18 protein-coding genes are annotated in these 17,383 nt (G+C 42.0%); 7 read left to right on the top strand and 11 right to left on the bottom strand.

Annotation, left to right across the window (positions count from 1 at the left end):
* Nucleotides 1–4 precede the first annotated feature (4 nt).
* The 5 genes from AB4154_RS02985 to ccoN form a co-directional block, all read right to left on the bottom strand.
* Complete coding sequence (locus tag AB4154_RS02985; protein ID WP_017059641.1) at nt 5–484, bottom strand: FixH family protein; 480 nt, start codon at nt 482–484, stop codon at nt 5–7.
* Between the two features lie 108 nt (nt 485–592).
* Complete coding sequence (ccoP, locus tag AB4154_RS02980; protein WP_017063857.1) at nt 593–1,567, bottom strand: cytochrome-c oxidase, cbb3-type subunit III; 975 nt, start codon at nt 1,565–1,567, stop codon at nt 593–595.
* Complete coding sequence (locus AB4154_RS02975; RefSeq protein ID WP_004733679.1) at nt 1,567–1,740, bottom strand: CcoQ/FixQ family Cbb3-type cytochrome c oxidase assembly chaperone; 174 nt, start codon at nt 1,738–1,740, stop codon at nt 1,567–1,569. The genes ccoP and AB4154_RS02975 overlap by 1 nt, the downstream gene beginning before the upstream one ends.
* Nucleotides 1,741–1,749: 9 nt before the next feature.
* A complete protein-coding gene (gene ccoO, locus AB4154_RS02970) occupies nt 1,750–2,370 on the bottom strand; it encodes a cytochrome-c oxidase, cbb3-type subunit II (RefSeq protein WP_017059643.1) in 621 nt (206 codons plus the stop codon).
* An 11-nt stretch (nt 2,371–2,381) separates the two neighbouring features.
* A complete protein-coding gene (gene ccoN / locus AB4154_RS02965; RefSeq protein ID WP_009846707.1) occupies nt 2,382–3,815 on the bottom strand; it encodes a cytochrome-c oxidase, cbb3-type subunit I in 1,434 nt (477 codons plus the stop codon).
* Nucleotides 3,816–4,067: 252 nt separating this feature from the next.
* On the opposite strand from ccoN, the gene AB4154_RS02960 reads away from it, so the two are divergent.
* From AB4154_RS02960 to AB4154_RS02940, 5 genes are all read left to right on the top strand, one after another.
* Nucleotides 4,068–4,433: a hypothetical protein gene (locus AB4154_RS02960; protein WP_017059645.1), complete on the top strand. Its 366-nt coding sequence runs from the start codon at nt 4,068–4,070 to the stop codon at nt 4,431–4,433.
* A gap of 114 nt (nt 4,434–4,547) precedes the next feature.
* The gene (locus tag AB4154_RS02955; RefSeq protein ID WP_372122145.1) at nt 4,548–5,732 is read left to right on the top strand and encodes an FIST signal transduction protein; all 1,185 of its coding nucleotides are present in this window, start codon (nt 4,548–4,550) and stop codon (nt 5,730–5,732) included.
* Nucleotides 5,732–7,453 carry an ATP-binding protein gene (locus AB4154_RS02950; RefSeq protein ID WP_372122143.1) on the top strand — a complete coding sequence of 574 codons (1,722 nt, stop codon included), beginning with the start codon at nt 5,732–5,734 and terminating at the stop codon, nt 7,451–7,453. The genes AB4154_RS02955 and AB4154_RS02950 overlap by 1 nt, the downstream gene beginning before the upstream one ends.
* Nucleotides 7,454–8,391: 938 nt before the next feature.
* Nucleotides 8,392–8,994, top strand: coding sequence for a porin family protein (locus AB4154_RS02945; protein ID WP_372122141.1), 603 nt, complete (start codon nt 8,392–8,394; stop codon nt 8,992–8,994).
* 338 nt (nt 8,995–9,332) lie between these two features.
* Nucleotides 9,333–9,935, top strand: coding sequence for a DUF2971 domain-containing protein (locus AB4154_RS02940; RefSeq protein ID WP_017059669.1), 603 nt, complete (start codon nt 9,333–9,335; stop codon nt 9,933–9,935).
* A 100-nt stretch (nt 9,936–10,035) separates the two neighbouring features.
* Here AB4154_RS02940 and AB4154_RS02935 read toward each other — a convergent pair whose 3' ends face one another.
* From AB4154_RS02935 to matP, 4 genes are all read right to left on the bottom strand, one after another.
* Entirely contained in the window at nt 10,036–11,256 is a 1,221-nt protein-coding gene (locus AB4154_RS02935) for a hypothetical protein (protein ID WP_017066879.1), read from the bottom strand.
* Nucleotides 11,257–11,400: 144 nt separating this feature from the next.
* Nucleotides 11,401–11,712, bottom strand: coding sequence for a hypothetical protein (locus AB4154_RS02930; RefSeq protein ID WP_017059671.1), 312 nt, complete (start codon nt 11,710–11,712; stop codon nt 11,401–11,403).
* Between the two features lie 105 nt (nt 11,713–11,817).
* On the bottom strand, nt 11,818–12,126 hold the full coding sequence (locus tag AB4154_RS02925; protein WP_017059672.1) for a DUF3634 family protein: 309 nt from the start codon (nt 12,124–12,126) through the stop codon (nt 11,818–11,820).
* A gap of 23 nt (nt 12,127–12,149) precedes the next feature.
* Nucleotides 12,150–12,605, bottom strand: coding sequence for a macrodomain Ter protein MatP (matP, locus tag AB4154_RS02920; RefSeq protein WP_010440786.1), 456 nt, complete (start codon nt 12,603–12,605; stop codon nt 12,150–12,152).
* Nucleotides 12,606–12,794: 189 nt separating this feature from the next.
* On the opposite strand from matP, the gene AB4154_RS02915 reads away from it, so the two are divergent.
* Nucleotides 12,795–14,447: a Lon protease family protein gene (locus tag AB4154_RS02915; RefSeq protein ID WP_017066880.1), complete on the top strand. Its 1,653-nt coding sequence runs from the start codon at nt 12,795–12,797 to the stop codon at nt 14,445–14,447.
* Between the two features lie 70 nt (nt 14,448–14,517).
* Nucleotides 14,518–15,033, top strand: a complete 516-nt coding sequence (fabA, locus tag AB4154_RS02910; protein WP_017059675.1) for a bifunctional 3-hydroxydecanoyl-ACP dehydratase/trans-2-decenoyl-ACP isomerase — start codon at nt 14,518–14,520, stop codon at nt 15,031–15,033.
* A 252-nt stretch (nt 15,034–15,285) separates the two neighbouring features.
* Here fabA and rmf read toward each other — a convergent pair whose 3' ends face one another.
* Nucleotides 15,286–15,459 (bottom strand): ribosome modulation factor, encoded by a 174-nt coding sequence (gene rmf, locus AB4154_RS02905; RefSeq protein WP_017059676.1) that lies wholly within the window; start codon nt 15,457–15,459, stop codon nt 15,286–15,288.
* Between the two features lie 161 nt (nt 15,460–15,620).
* Nucleotides 15,621–17,375: a DUF3466 family protein gene (locus tag AB4154_RS02900; protein WP_372122139.1), complete on the bottom strand. Its 1,755-nt coding sequence runs from the start codon at nt 17,373–17,375 to the stop codon at nt 15,621–15,623.
* Nucleotides 17,376–17,383 lie beyond the last annotated feature (8 nt).

Here is a 17,383-nt window from a genome sequence, read left to right as displayed (position 1 = left end):
AGATTTAGTTCGTTAGTTGAGTAGGAGTATCAATAGGGAAGTTCATGCGACCTTGCACTAACCATTCAGAATCATGCGGAGAAAGCTCGATAAACCATGGACCTTGCATTTCATGGTCCAGAGTCAACGTGTAGTTGCCTCTCGCATCAGCGGTCAGTAGCTGAGTAAAATCACGGTCAGGCAGCGTTCGGTGTACGAACATTGCGCTAATAGCAGGGAAGTGGTCTAGCTTGCCTTTGTCGAGAGTAATGATAACTGAGTTACCTTTCTCGCTAACTGAAGCTGATAAGCCAAGCTCTTTAGCAACATTTACTTTCGAAATGTCGACATTAATACCTTTACCTTTTTTATAGTAATCTTCAGTGACAACGTTAACTGAATGGTTGGTAAGTATCGCGACTCGAACCAATGTTAGCATAGAAACGCCAACGGTTAGGAAGATCAAAAACCACGGCCAAAACTGCTTATACCAAGGTTGTTCCATATTATTATTCTCAATATATACAATGAAATAAAACTAATTTTTACAAACACTTAAGGTTATAACTGTAAAAGAAAGACAGCCCCTTAAGAAGGGGCTGTTATTATTATGTTACTCTTTATCTGAGTTGCTGAGGCTCCAGACGTAGGCAGAGACGAGCTGAACCTTATCCTCACCAAGGATGTCCTTCCAAGCCGGCATTACACCAGAACGTCCGTACATGACTGTTTCCGTCACATCAGCGCGAGAATCGCCAAATAGCCAGTCGCGGTCAGTCAAGTCAGGTGCGCCAACAGCAGGGTTACCCTTACCATCAGTACCGTGACAGGCTGCACACACTACAAAGCGCGCTTTACCAGCCTCTGCTTCACGTGCGTTTACGCTACGACCAGAAAGGCTAAGCGTGTAGCTAACTACTTCTTTTACGCCTTCTTCGCCAAGAGCGTCTTTCCAACCTGGCATTTGACCGACACGACCATGCATGATGGTAGTAACGATAGCTTGTGGTTCACCACCATATAGCCATGCGTCATCAGTTAGGTTCGGGAAACCTTTCTGACCACGTGCATCAGAGCCGTGACACTGAGAACAGTTTTGTAGGAACAAACGTTGGCCCACTTTGATTGCATCGGCATCTGATGCAATGTCAGGGACAGAACGTAGACCGTTTTCGTCGTGAGCTAGCTTTCTGAAAGCTTCACCAAAGTAGGTGTCAGCATCATCAAGTTCTTTCGCGTATGCGTCTAACTGTTTGTTTGCTTGCGCAGCAGCGATTGCAGAGCGAGACTCTTCTACGCTACGAACTGTTTGGTTTGAACTCGTCCAACCTAGTAGACCTTTAAAGTTGCCAAGGCCTGGGTATAGAGCTAGATAAACAGCTGCAAACACAATTGTGCTAACGAAAAGGTATGTCCACCATTTAGGTAGCGGGTTATTAAGCTCACGAATACCATCGTATTCATGGCCCATATCCTGACCTTCTTCTACACCTGTTTTATCGTTGGAACACCAACGAAGTAAGGCTGCACAGCCAATCAATGTACCGATTGTGATTACTGTTACCCAAATACTCCAGAATGTACTCATTACTTCGTCACTCCTTGATTTTTATCTTTCGCAGGTGCTTCATCAGCGAACACTAGGTTTGCATCTTCGTCGAAGCGCGACTTACGATTTTTACCGAAAGCCCACCAAACGATGCCGATGAAACAAGCAAAAACAGTAACAGTCCAAACACTTTGAAATGTAATAATGTCCATAATTATTCCTTATTTCATTGCGTGGCCAAGTGATTGAAGGTAAGCGATGATTGCATCCATCTCTGTTTTTCCTTCAACATCTTGTTTAGCGTTAGCAATTTGTTCGTCTGTGTAAGGAACACCAAATTGATTACGGAAGATTTCAAGCTTCTGTTTAGTCAATTTGCCATCAAGTACATTCTCAGCAAGCCATGGGAAACCAGGCATGTTTGATTCAGGAACAAGTTCGCGAGGGTCGATAAGGTGAACGCGGTGCCACTCATCAGAGTAACGATCACCAACACGCGCTAAATCAGGACCAGTACGCTTAGAACCCCATAGGAATGGGTGTTCCCAAACGCTTTCGCCAGCTACAGAGTAGTGACCGTAACGTTCAGTTTCAGAGCGGAAAGGACGAATCATTTGGCTGTGACATACGTTACAACCTTCGCGAATGTAGATATCACGACCTTCCATTTCCAGAGCAGAGTAAACACGTAGATTTTCTACAGGTTCAGTAGTCTGCTTTTGGAAAATAAGTGGGGTAATTTCTACTAAAGCACCAAAACTGATAGCAATAACGATAAGAATCGCTAGTAGGCCAACATTCTTCTCTACCAACTCATGGCGATTATTTGAATTTGAGCTCATTCTAAATCTCCTTAAGCCGGTTGAGGGATAGCTTTAAGGCTATCTTTAGGTGCAGAAACAGTTTTGTACGTGTTGTATGCCATTAAGAACATACCAGATAGGAAGATGAAACCACCTAAGAAACGTACAAAGTAGAACGGGTAAGACGCTTCTACAGATTCAACGAAGCTGTAAGTTAATGTACCGTCAGAGTTAACTGCACGCCACATCAGACCTTGCATCACGCCAGAGATCCACATTGCTACAATGTAGAAAACCGTACCAATCGTTGCTAACCAGAAGTGAACATTGATTAGGGATACAGAGTACATACGCTCTTGACCAAATAGTTTAGGAACTAAGTGGTAAACCGAACCGATAGAAACCATTGCAACCCAACCTAACGCACCAGAGTGAACGTGACCGATAGTCCAGTCCGTGTAGTGAGATAGTGCGTTAACCGTTTTGATTGCCATCATTGGGCCTTCGAAAGTCGACATGCCGTAGAATGATAGAGAAACGATTAGGAAACGTAGGATTGGGTCGTAGCGAAGCTTATGCCACGCACCAGATAGAGTCATAATACCGTTGATCATGCCACCCCAAGATGGAGCAAACAGAACCAAAGACATAACCATACCTAGAGATTGAGTCCAGTCAGGAAGTGCAGTGTAGTGTAGGTGGTGAGGACCAGCCCAGATATACAGAGACACGAGAGCCCAGAAGTGAACAATCGACAAACGGTAAGAGTAAACAGGGCGACCAGCTTGTTTAGGAACGAAGTAGTACATCATGCCTAGGAAACCAGCTGTCAATAGGAAGCCTACCGCATTGTGTCCGTACCACCATTGCACCATTGCATCGATCGCTCCGGAATAAATCGAGTACGATTTAAACGCAGAGACAGGAACAGCTAGGCTGTTAACGATGTGCAACACGGCAACCGTGATAATGAAGGCTCCGAAGAACCAGTTTGCTACGTAAATGTGCGATGTCTTACGTTTAATCATGGTTCCGAAGAACACGACCGCATAAGCTACCCACACAAGAGTAATAGCAATATCGATTGGCCATTCAAGTTCTGCGTATTCTTTACCAGAGGTTAAACCTAACGGTAAAGTAATTGCAGCGGACAGGATAATCGCTTGCCAACCCCAAAAGGTAAAGGCTACGAGAGGGCCACCAAAGAGACGCGTCTGACAGGTACGTTGTACAACATAATATGATGTTGCAAACAGCGCACTTGTACCGAACGCAAAAATAACCGCATTAGTATGCAGGGGACGTAAACGACTGTACGTCAACCACGGCGTATCAAAGTTTAGCTGTGGCCAAACTAATTGAGCGGCAATCAAAACACCAACGCCCATACCGACAATACCCCACAAAATTGTAACTAGGGTAAATTGACGGACGACCGTATAGTTGTAGTTTTGTTCAAGCTGCTTTTCTTGGCTCATTTGCATGCTTCCAATTTCTTATTTACTACACTTTACTTCCAACACGACTCACGTCGTAATGCCACCCAAATTAGAAAAGGAAATTCAGCCTATTCAGGGCTTTATTTCCACTTGCTGATTTTAAAAAAAAGTGGCATTTTCAACGCGACACTATACTTGAATTAACAAATCAATGACAGAGTAGTAACCTTACGCTTGGTCTGGAATTGGATTTTTATTTAAAAACTTTGAACTTTGTAACAAGGAGTAAAGATTATAATGGCGGCACAAAAGCTAACAAAAGGCAGGCTTGTTCAAATTATCGTCATGTTGGTTATTTTAATAGCTGCATTTACTTGGAGAACAGTAACATACGATAATAACGAAACAGTAAACTGTATAGTTTCAAAACCTTGTAAATTTGGTATTGATAATCATAATGTTTCAGTTTCAAGCAATAACCTAGGGTATTCGATCGAAACATCTAAAACTGGCAAATTTATCATTAGCTATAATGAAAGCGGAATTCTGGAAGAAAAAGGACCATCAAATTGGCTGTTACAAACTAGTGATAAGACCTCCTCAATAACGGTTACATTTCCACAACAGGTGAGCACGTTTTCTGTAAACCTTTCTAAGGAGTAACAGAGAGAAACTGGGGCACACCTCGGTTCTTTTGATAGAAACATGTACCAAATCAGTGAAACACAATGCATTAAAGTGTTATAAAGAGAGCATTAATAAAGTTACCCAGAATCTATGAAATTTCTATCAAAAGTCTCTTACTCCCTAGACGATAAAATCGCAGTAGATGAGTTGCTCAGCGGGGTGGAAAACCCTGACGATATTGCTTGTCTTATTTGCTACTGCACAGAAGAGTATTCGACACTCGCTGTGCAGAGATATTTCGTAGATGCTCTCCCGAACACTCCCATACATGGCTGTACTACTTGTCACGGCATTATGACCGAAACTGGTTTTCATTCTGGTCCAGTCATTGGCGTCCTCATTATTCATGACTCGGGGATCAACGCCTATGGTACGGGAATCGAACATTTCAGCGACTCCATAGACCGCAGTACCTTCAGCGCGATAGACAAAGCACTCAAGAACGCCAACCGAGAAGGTGAAATTCCTGATCTTATCTTGCTGCATTCCACACCGGGTAACGAAGAAAAGGTGATGGCGGCTATCGATAAGAAATTTGGTACTGAAGTGCCAATTATTGGTGGCAGTGCTGCAGACAACCAGGTTTCCGGAAATTGGAGTATCTTCACCGAAGAGTCGCTGTCTATAAATGGTGTGTCTTTAACGGTAGTGTTTGCGTCTCAGTCCATCTATTCCTCTTTCAGCGCGGGTCATACGCCTACGCGGTATTCAGGCACCGTGACCAAAGTAAGAAACCGAATTTTGTTGGAGATAGACCACAGGCCAGCCGTCACCGTTTACAACGAATGGACTAATTTCCACTTAGATGGCAGTGATGATGGCTACATATTCGAAAAGTCGTCAGTCTACCCATTAGGCAGGAAAGTCGGCTCTTCTTACGATTACCCATATTTCAAATTGTCTCATTCGATCAGAGAGACGGAGTGTAATGGGGTTGAGCTGTTCACAGACATCAGTGAAGGCGACACCATCTACCTGATGCAAGGGTCTAAGCAGCAGTTGATTAGCCGCGCCGCGAATATCATTCACTCCTCATACTACAACGACATGGATCTTGAAGAGAAACTAGGGGCGATCAATATCTTTTGTGCAGGCCCAATGTTGAACCTTAAACAAGATATGGATGAGGTTTGTGACCAAATAAATCAAGCACTTAATGGGCTCCCATACATATGTCCATTTACGTTTGGTGAACAAGGCAGGCTCTCTGGTGGCGAGAATGCACACGGGAATTTAATGGTATCGTCTGCAACGTTTTATAGGTTGAAAAAGTAATGGGTTCTGAAGGTCAAGAAGCGCTGCAAGAAGCACGTATTGAACTGCAAAAACTAAAAGCCCGTGAGCGAAAGCTGGCTGAAGAGAACAGGGTGATCTTATCAACCATCTCTGCGATCAGTAAGGCAAGTAACATATCTGAGATATTCTCCAGTCTCGAGTTCGTGCTCAAAAAATACATTAAGTTTGATGACTTTATCGTGGTATCAAGGGTAGGGAACGAAGGCAGTTTCAAAACCCTGCTAAGCAATAACAAAGTCTTCGAACAGATGAATTGGAGTGATTGTGGCAAGTTATCTCGAGTGATCAATGGAGAATGCGCCATCCTTTTTGAACCCAAGTCTCTGGGTGAATTCAATTCCTTACATCCCATTATCCTCGATCAAATCAACTCTGTTCTAATTACTGGTATCGATAGCGGACTAACACAATCCGTCATCATCTTTATCCACTCGAATACCAAGCACTTTAGTATTGAAACTAAGGCCACACTAAACCGTTTTCGACCGTTGATAGAGCGTGCTGTTTTCGATATTGAGAACAAAGAAAAGCTTGAAGCAACCGTTCGAGAACGTACCGCAGAGCTTGTCACAGCAAGAAAAGACGCAGAAAGAGCCAACAAGGCCAAGTCTGAATTCCTCGCGATGATGAGTCATGAATTAAGAACACCGCTAAATGCCATAATTGGCCTAATAGACACCCTAAAATCCACATCATTGAACGAAGAACAACAGTCTATACTGCTTAATATGAGCACATCATCTGAGCTATTGCTGGCAATTATCAGTGACGTATTGGATTTTTCTAAGATTGAATCTGGGTGTTTCTCGTTGGCTCCTCAATGGAGCAACGTAAGAGACACTGTAACTTTTGTATTATCTGAACAAAAGAAGACAGCAGACGATAAAGGTTTGCCGCTAACAATAACCAGCGATATTCCTGAGGGTGAACTGCATTACATCGACCCGAGCCGCTTGGCACAGATCCTATTTAACTTGATTGGTAACGCGATTAAGTTTACTGAGCATGGGCATGTTCATGTTTCTATCAAGTACCAGCAGAGCTCTTTCTATATAACGGTGGAAGACACAGGGATTGGCATTAGCTCGCAACAACTTTCGTCGCTGTTCAGTCCATTTGTGCAAGCTGATAGCACAATCACACGCAGATTTGGTGGCACCGGTTTAGGCTTGGCTATCACTAAAAGACTGGTTGAGCTAATGCGCGGGCGCATATCGGTAGAGAGTGAGCCTGGAAAAGGTTCCAAATTTGAAGTACAGCTACCAGTGCTTACTAGAGTTACGAATAATCTGGCTAACAACGAAGATGAATCTTCACGAAAGTTGAGAAGCCGTTATTCAGTGTTAGTTGTCGAAGACAATCCAACCAATCAAATGGTGATCAAATTAATCCTAACGCGACAAGGCCATGAAGTTTTCATCGCAAGCAACGGTGAGGAAGCGATTGGCTTTATTGAAAGAGGCAACGAATCAATAGACATTATCTTAATGGATGTGTCGATGCCGGTCATGGATGGATTAACCACAACCAAATACATGAGAGACGCAAACATCAAAACACCAATCGTTGCGCTAACAGCACACACATCAGTAGAAGACAAATGTTCGTGCTTAGATGTCGGCATGAATGATTTCGTGACCAAGCCAGTAAGAACTAAAGAGATCACAGAAGCAATTGATCGATTAATGCTTGAAGTCTAATAAACGTATTCTTAATCGAAGATTAGGAAATATGTTTATTAGGTATTTTATGGTAAATAGCCTTACTGTTAAATAGAACATCGATTTGGTAGATAAACAAGAGGCAGGGCATCGCACAAAGATACCTGCCTTATAAATACCAAACACCATTTAACATAATATACATAATACGCACCAAAAATGAGATTGAAATCTGAGAGGTTTCAGGGCCTGTTACTCGCGTAATTTTACGTACAGCGCCGCATGAATCTATCTATTTAATTACTGGCTGGCTTTGACTCCGCGTTAATTGGATTAAATCGTGATGGCTTTATCACATGTCTGCTCAAACTTAATTAAGACTTCTAATTACGGATGCCTCTCCAAAGTTAGTCCAGAGTCTCTGCTGGTTGAGTGTTAAAAGCTATTAACCTGATTTTGCTTACCAAAAGAACCTAGATGATTAACGCTTCCACTAACTCTCGGTCTATTGTCCGTACTACCAATAAACTGAAAAGACTTGGTTACTCTTGTTCGCTAGATTTAACGGTCCCAAAAGACCAAGCGAACTCCCGAATCATCTAGTCTTGTTTACCTATGTTGGCTTGTTCTTCACCAAATTGAATCAACTATCAACGTCATCAGTAACATCCGTACTCGTTTTTCAAACCACTAACTTTGAATTTTCTGATGCCCAACGGTCATTGTTACCAAACTGCGTTGCCATCCAAAACGAACTTCTATAAACGACTTGGCTAATCGTAAGTTACAGTGCAACATAAATTCTATTAACCTCTGTCTGGACTATATTAACTTGTCTCATAACTGCGATAATGACACTTCTATTACCAACAAGTCTTTAAAATCAGATCTTTAGGCTAGTTCTCAATTAGTTAGAGTATCTTTTGTTTGTTAACATATTCTGGAACAGAATAACTTATTATCTTAGAAGGCTTTACATGAAAATCAGTACAATCGCCCTAGCGCTATTCACCGCTTTTTTTGGCATCAGCTCGCAGGCGCTTGCTAGTGAAAACGAAAACTCACCTAGAGAGCATGGTCATTTTTATGCTGGTGTTGATATCGGCTTTTATAATGAAACTGAATTAGAATATCGTGGCAGCGCCATTGAAGATTCATCTGATCTATCAGACTTTAGCTATAACTTGGTTGGAGGCTACGAATTCAATACACATGATGTCGTCAAACTGGGGCTAGAAGCCGAGTACCGAAAAATCGGAAAAGTTAGCTATAACGACTTAATGGATATTGAAGGCCATGCTTTCTTCGTAAACATTAAACCAAAGTTTATTGTTGAAGGTGACGTATTAGATCTGTATGTATCTTTATTAGCCGGTGTTGGCTCTATGGATATGGAAGCGAAAGCTTTTGGAGTATCAGACTCTAAGTCTGAAGCAGCCTACCAAGTTGGTGCTGAGCTTGGTGCGATGGTAACAGACAACATCGATATCCATATTGGTTACCGCTATGCAAACGTTGAAATTGAATCCATCGATGTGTCACCTCAAACCGCTTACCTAGGTGCAAGGTACCACTTCTAAACTTGATTCACTCGTAGGCTCAATACTACTAAAGCCGTCCTTTTAAAGCTCGGCTTTAATTTTGATCACCTATTTCCCTACTCGACCTCTACTTTGACAAGACAATTCAACCATAAATAAAGTTACGTTGTATCTTCTGTAAAAAGTTACAACTTGAAAGCTTTGCCCTAACGCAAAATAAACCACTTTAACAGGCTACTATTTCGTGTTTAAATTTTTATCTATCAAACAGTTATACGAATAAATTTGGTGATTAAGCAATCAAATGCTATGCATTCAATCCTTAAAAGTAAATTAAAGTGTTAACATCAGGCAATTTTGTAAACTAGGTGTTTGATATGTTGCCTAAACTTTATAAGTTCAGATCGCTCCACGACAGAAACATACAATCTATTTCCGAGTGTTCGTTGTGGTTTGATTACGCTAAAACTTTTAATAACCCTTTTGAATCTAACCACGCATTCAACAAAGAGCTTCAACAAAACTTTAAGATCATGTGTTTCTCTCAGTCGAACGACCACCCAATACTATGGTCGCAGTATGGTGACAACTTTAAAGGCATGTGTATCGAGTATGATCTCAACTGCTATAACGGCGAGGCCAATCTCAACTGTTTTGAAGTCCAGTATGAAGACGAACCGAATATGTTCCGCCCGGCATCGCTAAGAGGTTTACAAACATCAAGACTGGGAGCTGAGATATTCAAAATTAAGCATTCTAATTGGCGTTATGAAAAGGAATACCGCTGGGTATTACCTGATGACGAGATGATCGGAAATAAACTCTACCTTAATAGAGAGTGCCTAAGCTCGGTGATTCTGTCAGAGCACGCTCCTGCCGACAGGAAATTGAAAGTTCTGATGACTTGCCAGCGCCTTGGTATCCCTGTTAAACACGCAATAGCAAAGCAAGAGTCGTTTACCTTCGAAGTGGTCAGTTAAGTAGAGTGTAATCCTACTGTTTAGCGCCAAAACAAGACATTCACATAAAGTTACAGCGCAACAAAAAAGAGAGCGACATTAATGAGACTCTCTCTTTTTATTACATGTTCACCGTAAGCTTTCCCAATCCTTTATCTTGCATCTGCTCAATCGTCGCGATAGACATTTGAACAGTTGAAAACCAATAAGGTCGGTGCTTAACGTTAAATAGTTCACTATTATCTAACGCCTCGAAAACAGAATATTTTCTACCTTGAGCCAAAGCTGCACCATAAACCGTTCGCTCAAGTACTGGAATGTCATTCACTTCCTCTAGAAGTGCCCTCTTGATGAACTGATTTCCAGGGCTCCAATCTATAAATTCAACGAGGTTTTTTAGTAGCTTAAGCTCTAGCTGCTCGACCATTGATTCAAGAAACTGTGTGTTTGGCATCACCTCAGTACAAGCATAATATTCGTCATGCTTGTCACTTGCTTCACGATAACCAAGCATCGTTTTTACCAATGCGTCTTCAAACGTTGAAGAAAAGTGGTTACAAATTAAAAACAAAGGCAGAACTCTCAACACACCAAGTAAAATGCCTACGTTAGGATCTTTAACCGACGTTTCTTGAAGTCGAATTCGAGTCGCATTTGACGTCACGACCAAGTGTTGCCAAACCTTAGGTGTGATGTGTTTAATGTTGCCATCATTCCACTTAATCAGCTGTTGACTCATTAACAATGGGAACAATAAACGACAATTTTCTATTCCTATTTGTCGTGCTGCAACTTTTGGATCGAGAATTACCTTAGATTTCTTTCCATATTTATCTGCAAACTCTTGATTGGAAACAAACTCGATTAAACTTGAGCTCAATGGCCTACTTTTCGCGGATATTTCATGGAGTTTGGAAAAGTTTAAAGATGGCGAATACGCAACACTAGCGAACTGATTGTAATCGGGTAAGTCTGAAAACAACGAACTTATTAAGGTACCTTGAAGCTTCTCAAGCATTAGCGCAGAAGCGGCATTGCTGACATCATCGATAACGTATCGTAAGGTTTGTTGCTTCGCGTCGACTTTTTCACGATGAGCATTGACTCTATCCTGCTCGCAGCGCAATAAAATACGTTGATTGTGAGATATGCGGTCAGATTCATCAAATATGACACTATCACAATACCTATTTTCCAAACTTAGTAACGTGTCTACTGTAGATTGTGCGAGCTTATATTCAGGTGAGATTAACCATCGATTAAAGCGAGCTTCAACATTGATTGAGACCTTCCTTGAGATCTCAACTACTTCAGGGGTATAACTTTTATTTGCTAACAACAACCGTGACTTTCCTTTGCCGTAAATGCTCTTGTATCGGCATATCCTGCCTTTATAACAAAACTAATATTAATAGAAATTAGAGATTGGTTCACGAAATTGTTTCAATAAAATTAAGGATATTTAGTTATAGTGCATTGAGAGTGGCTAGTGTGTGATATGTAGCCGGATATACTTTTCTGGAAAGCTGTATTTGAACCTTTTCTTCGTCGGTAGGTGTTTTTTCGCCTGCTTGCAAACTTTACTATCTCCAGACGTTCTCACCTTTTTGATTCTTGCATAACCTTTAGAGTGCTTCATCTCAATCATCAGATCGCAATAACCCTCGAAATCAACATTACTCTTGTTGAGCCCTTTCATGACGGTGACTTTTATCTTTTTAGCTACAGGATTAACCAATGCATCGTCGGGAAAAGCGACTGGGGATAAAAAACATAATAGTAATACTAGATATCTCATACTGCTCTCTCTTTGTTGAGGGTGAGAACAGTATGCGGAGATTTAAGAGAAATGAAGGATTAACTTAGTATGAGGATTGACCAGCTAACGCGTAACTCTCAACGATTACGCTTTCTTTGAGCCTTTAGACTTAAAACCATTATGCGGGAACACGTTACGAATACGTTGCTGTACGTTTTTAGGAACATCTTTAGTGAACTTGAGATTGTAACCAGAACGTTTTGCATACACTTTTAGCTCGCCTTTAAAGGTATTGTTATGACCAATCTCTTGAAGGTTGTGCTTAAAGCTCGGTGGAAGATGCCCTTTAACTTGTTCGATCGCCCCGTCGCTAAATTTAATTTTCAATACCGGTCGATCGACTGCTACTAACCAAAAAACTAATACCGCACCGATTAAGATTACGTACATCATAATGTCACCACTACTGTTGATGGTTATTTATCGTCAGAAAGGAGCTTGCTTAAGTCTTCTTTGAGGCTAGTCACCGTCTTGCTGGCCTGCTCACTACGAGACGCTTCGCTAACCAAATACTCGATGGCATCTGAGAGCGTACAACCTAGCTCGTTCGCACGTTGAGATAGCTTTTCCCATACACGGTAATCAAGGTCGATTGATTTCTTCTTTGTATGAACTTGTTCAGCATTGAAGTGGCGTTTTCGCTTAGCTCTGATCGCTTGTTTAAGCTTGTTATCGAGCTCAGGAGACATGTTGTTAGAGATCCACTCAAGAACACCCGTAGGCTGGTGTTCCAGCTTCAATAAGGCTTGAACAGCAACGTCAGCTTCACTTGAATCAATATGGCAAGTAATCGATTCACCTTCTTTCCACTTTTTGACCAGATAGTTCCATTTCCAACCACATTCCAAGTTTTCAAGTTGCTGATATTTCATGTCTAATCTCGAGAGTTAATCCTAGTGACAGCGTAACCCAGAATGGGTTATTTCACAATTATTGTCTTGAAAGAATAGACCAAGATCATACTTATATTAGCTTAGTGATTAGTAACTACCACATAGAGCTACAAGCGAGATCGGTTTTTCTATATACTCCCTACCTCATTATCATAATCAGAAACTTAAATGACTCAAGTAGATTGGCGACATGTTACGCCTCAGTACGACGAATATAGCGCTCAATTAGAGCAATTCCCTGACATCTCGCCTTTCCCGTTTTCAGATATTCAACATAGATTCAAAGATGCGCTAACCCGCTTTGTTCGCTTGTCTAACCTTTCGCGCGTTTTACTGGTAAATGCTCCGGACAATTCAATCTATCGTCAAATGATTGTTGAATCTCTAGTCACTGCTTTAGATGATCACACTCTGCCGGTTATCAAAACTGAGTCTTTAAATGCTGCCTCTCTATTTGACCAAGTTCAATCGAAAGACGGTAAGGTTATTGCGACAAAACCTGGCCTACTGGCTAGAGCAAACAACGGTTATCTGATCGTTTCAGCAAACCTGATCTTGGCAAACCCAGGAAGCTGGTTACTGCTTAAATCTGCGCTGCTTGGTGAAGCTGTAGAGCCTATCAGCAGTAACCCTGAACACTTGAATCAGTCGCCAACCTTACCTCTTACTTACAATATTAAGTTAATTGTAGTTGGAGACAGAGCTCAACTAGGTGACCTTGATTACCTAGACAGCGATATTCAAACCGGTTTTTGCCTATTCAGCGAAATTGAACAGGACATTAAGCTCTCAGAAGACACCCTGACTCAATATCTTGGTTACCTTAAGTGGCTTCAACAACGCTATGAATTACCAAACATCACGCAACAAGCGTTGACTGGCATTCTTACTGCCGGAGCAAGAGAAACCGAAGATCAAAGCTATATCCCACTGTGCCCTATTTGGCACAACGCGTTATTGAACGAAGCTTTGATTGAAGCCGACAATGGTGAGATTGATATTCACCATATCCAGCAAGCTCAACAGCACAAATACAACCGTGAATCTTATCTACCAGAACGCGCCCTTGATGATATTCGTGATGGCCAAGTCATTATCGAAACTGAAGGTGAACAAGTTGGTCAAGTTAATGGATTGACGGTCATCGATGTACCGGGACACCCAATATCGTATGGTGAACCTGCACGAATTTCCTGTGTTATTCACTTTGGTGATGGTGATATTGCCGATGTTGAGCGCAAAGCCGAGCTGGGTGGTAATCTTCATGCTAAAGGCATGATGATCATGCAAGCATTTGTGAGCAGCGCACTAAACCTTGAAGATCCATTACCATACGCAGCTTCCGTAGTATTTGAGCAGTCTTACTGCGAAGTAGATGGCGATAGTGCTTCTCTTGCGGAGTTGTGTTCTCTGGTTAGTGCTTTGTCTGAATACCCTATCAATCAACAAATTGCGGTTACAGGTGCAGTTGACCAATTTGGACGTGTGCAAGCTGTTGGCGGGCTAAACGAGAAAATCGAAGGCTTCTACCATGTGTGTAAGCACAACGGCTTAACAGGCGAACAAGGTGTGATCCTTCCAAGATCGAACTTAAGGCATCTTGCACTAAAGCCTGACCTTATTGAAAGCATTAAGAATGAAGAATTCCATATTTGGTCTGTGTCTAATGTAGACGAAGCAATTCCTCTCATTATGAACAAGCCATTTAGAGACGATGAACAAGAAAGCGTTCTGAGTAAAATCGCGGAACGTATTGAAAACTTTGAAAGACATGAGCACCCTATTGGAATCGTTGGACGCATTAAAAACTGGTTTGTCTAGTACTGATCGGACTTGTTTAGCGTACACCTGTTCACTAATATGCACCTATCAAAAATCGGAGTAATTGATAATGCAAAACAAACGTGATTCTTACACTCGCGAAGAGCTTCTAGCATCAAGCCAAGGCGAACTATGGCCACAAGGCCCTCAACTACCAGCACCGAACATGCTAATGATGGATCGCATCACTAAGATGTCTGAAACTGAAGGTGATTACGGTAAAGGTTTAGTTCTTGCTGAGCTGGATATTACTCCTGACCTATGGTTCTTCGATTGTCACTTCCCAGGTGACCCTGTAATGCCTGGTTGTCTAGGCCTTGACGCAATGTGGCAGCTGGTTGGTTTCTACCTTGGTTGGGTTGGCGGCGAAGGTAAAGGTCGTGCTCTAGGGGTTGGCGAAGTGAAATTCACTGGTCAAATTCTGCCTACAGCGAAAAAAGTAACTTACGAGATCCACATGAAGCGTGTTGTTAACCGTCGTCTAGTTATGGGCCTTGCGGATGGTCGCGTACTTGTTGATGGTAAAGAGATCTACGTTGCTAAAGATTTGAAAGTTGGCCTTTTCCAAGATACGTCAGCATTCTAATCTAATAGTTAGATTTTTAGTAAAGCAGCCCATGGCTGTTTTATTTTTGTTCCAATAAATTTAGTTATAGTGCATTAAGGTATCCCGTATTAAGCTTGAAACAGGATAAATCCACCAGCGATACGCTTATGATAGCGAAACTAGAATGCTACATAGCTCTGGGAGTCTTTGTGTTGTTCTGAAACTAACAAGGCTCCAGCCGTTGTAATCAACAGACAATGGAGCCCTGACCTTGAATTCTTTACGCCCTATCTACTTATAGAGACCTGATTGCTTGTCATCTTTGGCGTCACGCCATCCACCTAACCAATAAGACCGAGAATCCATTTGGCTATATGGGCAAGCTTCTTGCGACCGTCCATTTAAACCAGCCTTGTAGCCTTGAGATTGTGCTCGTTCTAGTCGATCACGCTTTTGTCTCTTCATAGTGCAGTCCTCATACGGGTGTTCCATTTACTAACATACAATGATTACAACTTTACGGAGTTTTTGTGACTCCAACTTTAAGAATCGGTCAAATTTTCACTTTTCTCAAGGCGAAAAAAAGCCCGAGTTCAGAATTGTGAACTCGGGCTCAGGAGATAAAATTATTTAAATTTTCTGCGGAACCCTAATAGACCAAGCACAGTCAAAGTTAACCAACCTAGGCTACCACCTTGGCGCTCAACTTTCTCGGTGTCGGTGCTACGAGTTACTACGCTATCAATGTCAGAGCCAGTGTCATACCTTGCTCCCTTGATTGGGATAAGCTTAACAGCTACAACCTTTTCGACTGCGTTAGATGAGGCACCACCACAGTATGAGTTGTGTGATGTTGTGTCATAAGGCTTATCATTACCGTCGACTGTACATTTGATAGCCGTTGCTGAAATCACGCCAGCATCATTGATATCCGTCGCATCAATGATTCTAAATTGGTTATTGTGACTAGACGCGTTGCCGTCATTTGTTAGATCATCTAACCACCAAGCTTGGCCATTAAAGATGTCTACACGACGCTCATCTTTCGAGGAGTCGACATTGTATGGGTAGATAAAGCCTCTATGTCTACGCTCACTACCATCAACCTCACGAGTGGTTTCTGCATCTATTTGACCGACAAACTCATTGAAGTTGTTAACGGCTTTAGCTTCACCACTTGAGCCACCAAAGAAGATACCACCAGACAGGTATGTTGCCGTCGGAGTCACTGCAGATGCATCCGTAACAACGAAAATCTTGTTACCTGCACTACCGCTCTCTGGTACATAACCATTACGCTTAGAATAACCCACAGCAAACAAGTTATCGTTGATGTCAGTAGCAACGGAGTTACTGTATCTCGCATCATCGTTAGATGAACCAGACTTAACCTCTGCACCGCTGATAAACTTGTTATCCCAGGTTACGGTCGATAAATCGACATCGTTCGTAAAATCAATCTGGCTACTAACAAAAATGTTCGCATTCATATCACGCAAATCACCATTTCCGTTAACTGTATTATAACCAACGCCATAGAAATGATTGTTTACTTCTGTTATCCCTCTCATGCTGCCCTGTGAAAAATACTGATCTTCTCTAGCAGAAACACTATTTCCCCAATCAAGTTTCTTAGTGTAAGAGGCGTCCCAAATGGCAGCTTTAGAAGCAAACGCCTTATCTGGTTTAGAAGTATCTGTCGGCTCAAACTCCTCAGATACGCTACCTACATTATAAACAGTACCGTTGCTTGCAGTTATCGCTTTCCATGCTCGAGTTTCTGAAGTGCCAGTAGGCGCAGCTGTCGTCGTAAACAACGCATTATTACGGATACCACCTTCAGATTTAACCCCAACAGGTTTAGCATCGTCATCTAAAGAATTGATTACCGTATTACGGTTTTCAAATGTCTCCCCACCTTCAACGAATGCTCTCGCATTAACGTACGTAAGGTCATTTCTTTCCTTGCTCCACGTATCATTCCAACGATTTTGAGCCCAACTCTCACAAGTAGAATATCTTAGCTCTCGATAGCAGTAGTTTTCAAAATCATCAAACTCTTGAATATATTGAAACGGAGCGTCCATCGCGAATGGTACTTCTTCACGATAGCTAACAGCTTCAACAGTATCGCGTGTTTCGCCGGCGAGTTTAAATGAGCTGTCACCACAATTTTCCGCATTTGACGCAAAACACCCTTTCGCAAGTACTACACCACCAGCATCCTTTGCAACACCAGGCTGAATCGCGACACCAAATATCTCTGACGCACCAGTAATTGAAGGCGTTACTTCAACTACCTTGTAAAGCGCAGCGTTGGCATTAGTTGCAGCCAAAACTAGGGCTGCAACAGTTGTTAATTTGAATTTAGTACAAGTCATTATTACTT

The organism is Vibrio sp. 10N.286.51.B11 (assembly GCF_041469245.1).
GTDB lineage: Bacteria > Pseudomonadota > Gammaproteobacteria > Enterobacterales > Vibrionaceae > Vibrio > Vibrio crassostreae_C.
The sequence above is the reverse complement of the archived record's forward strand: the minus strand, read 5'-3'. Positions and strand labels throughout refer to the sequence as shown.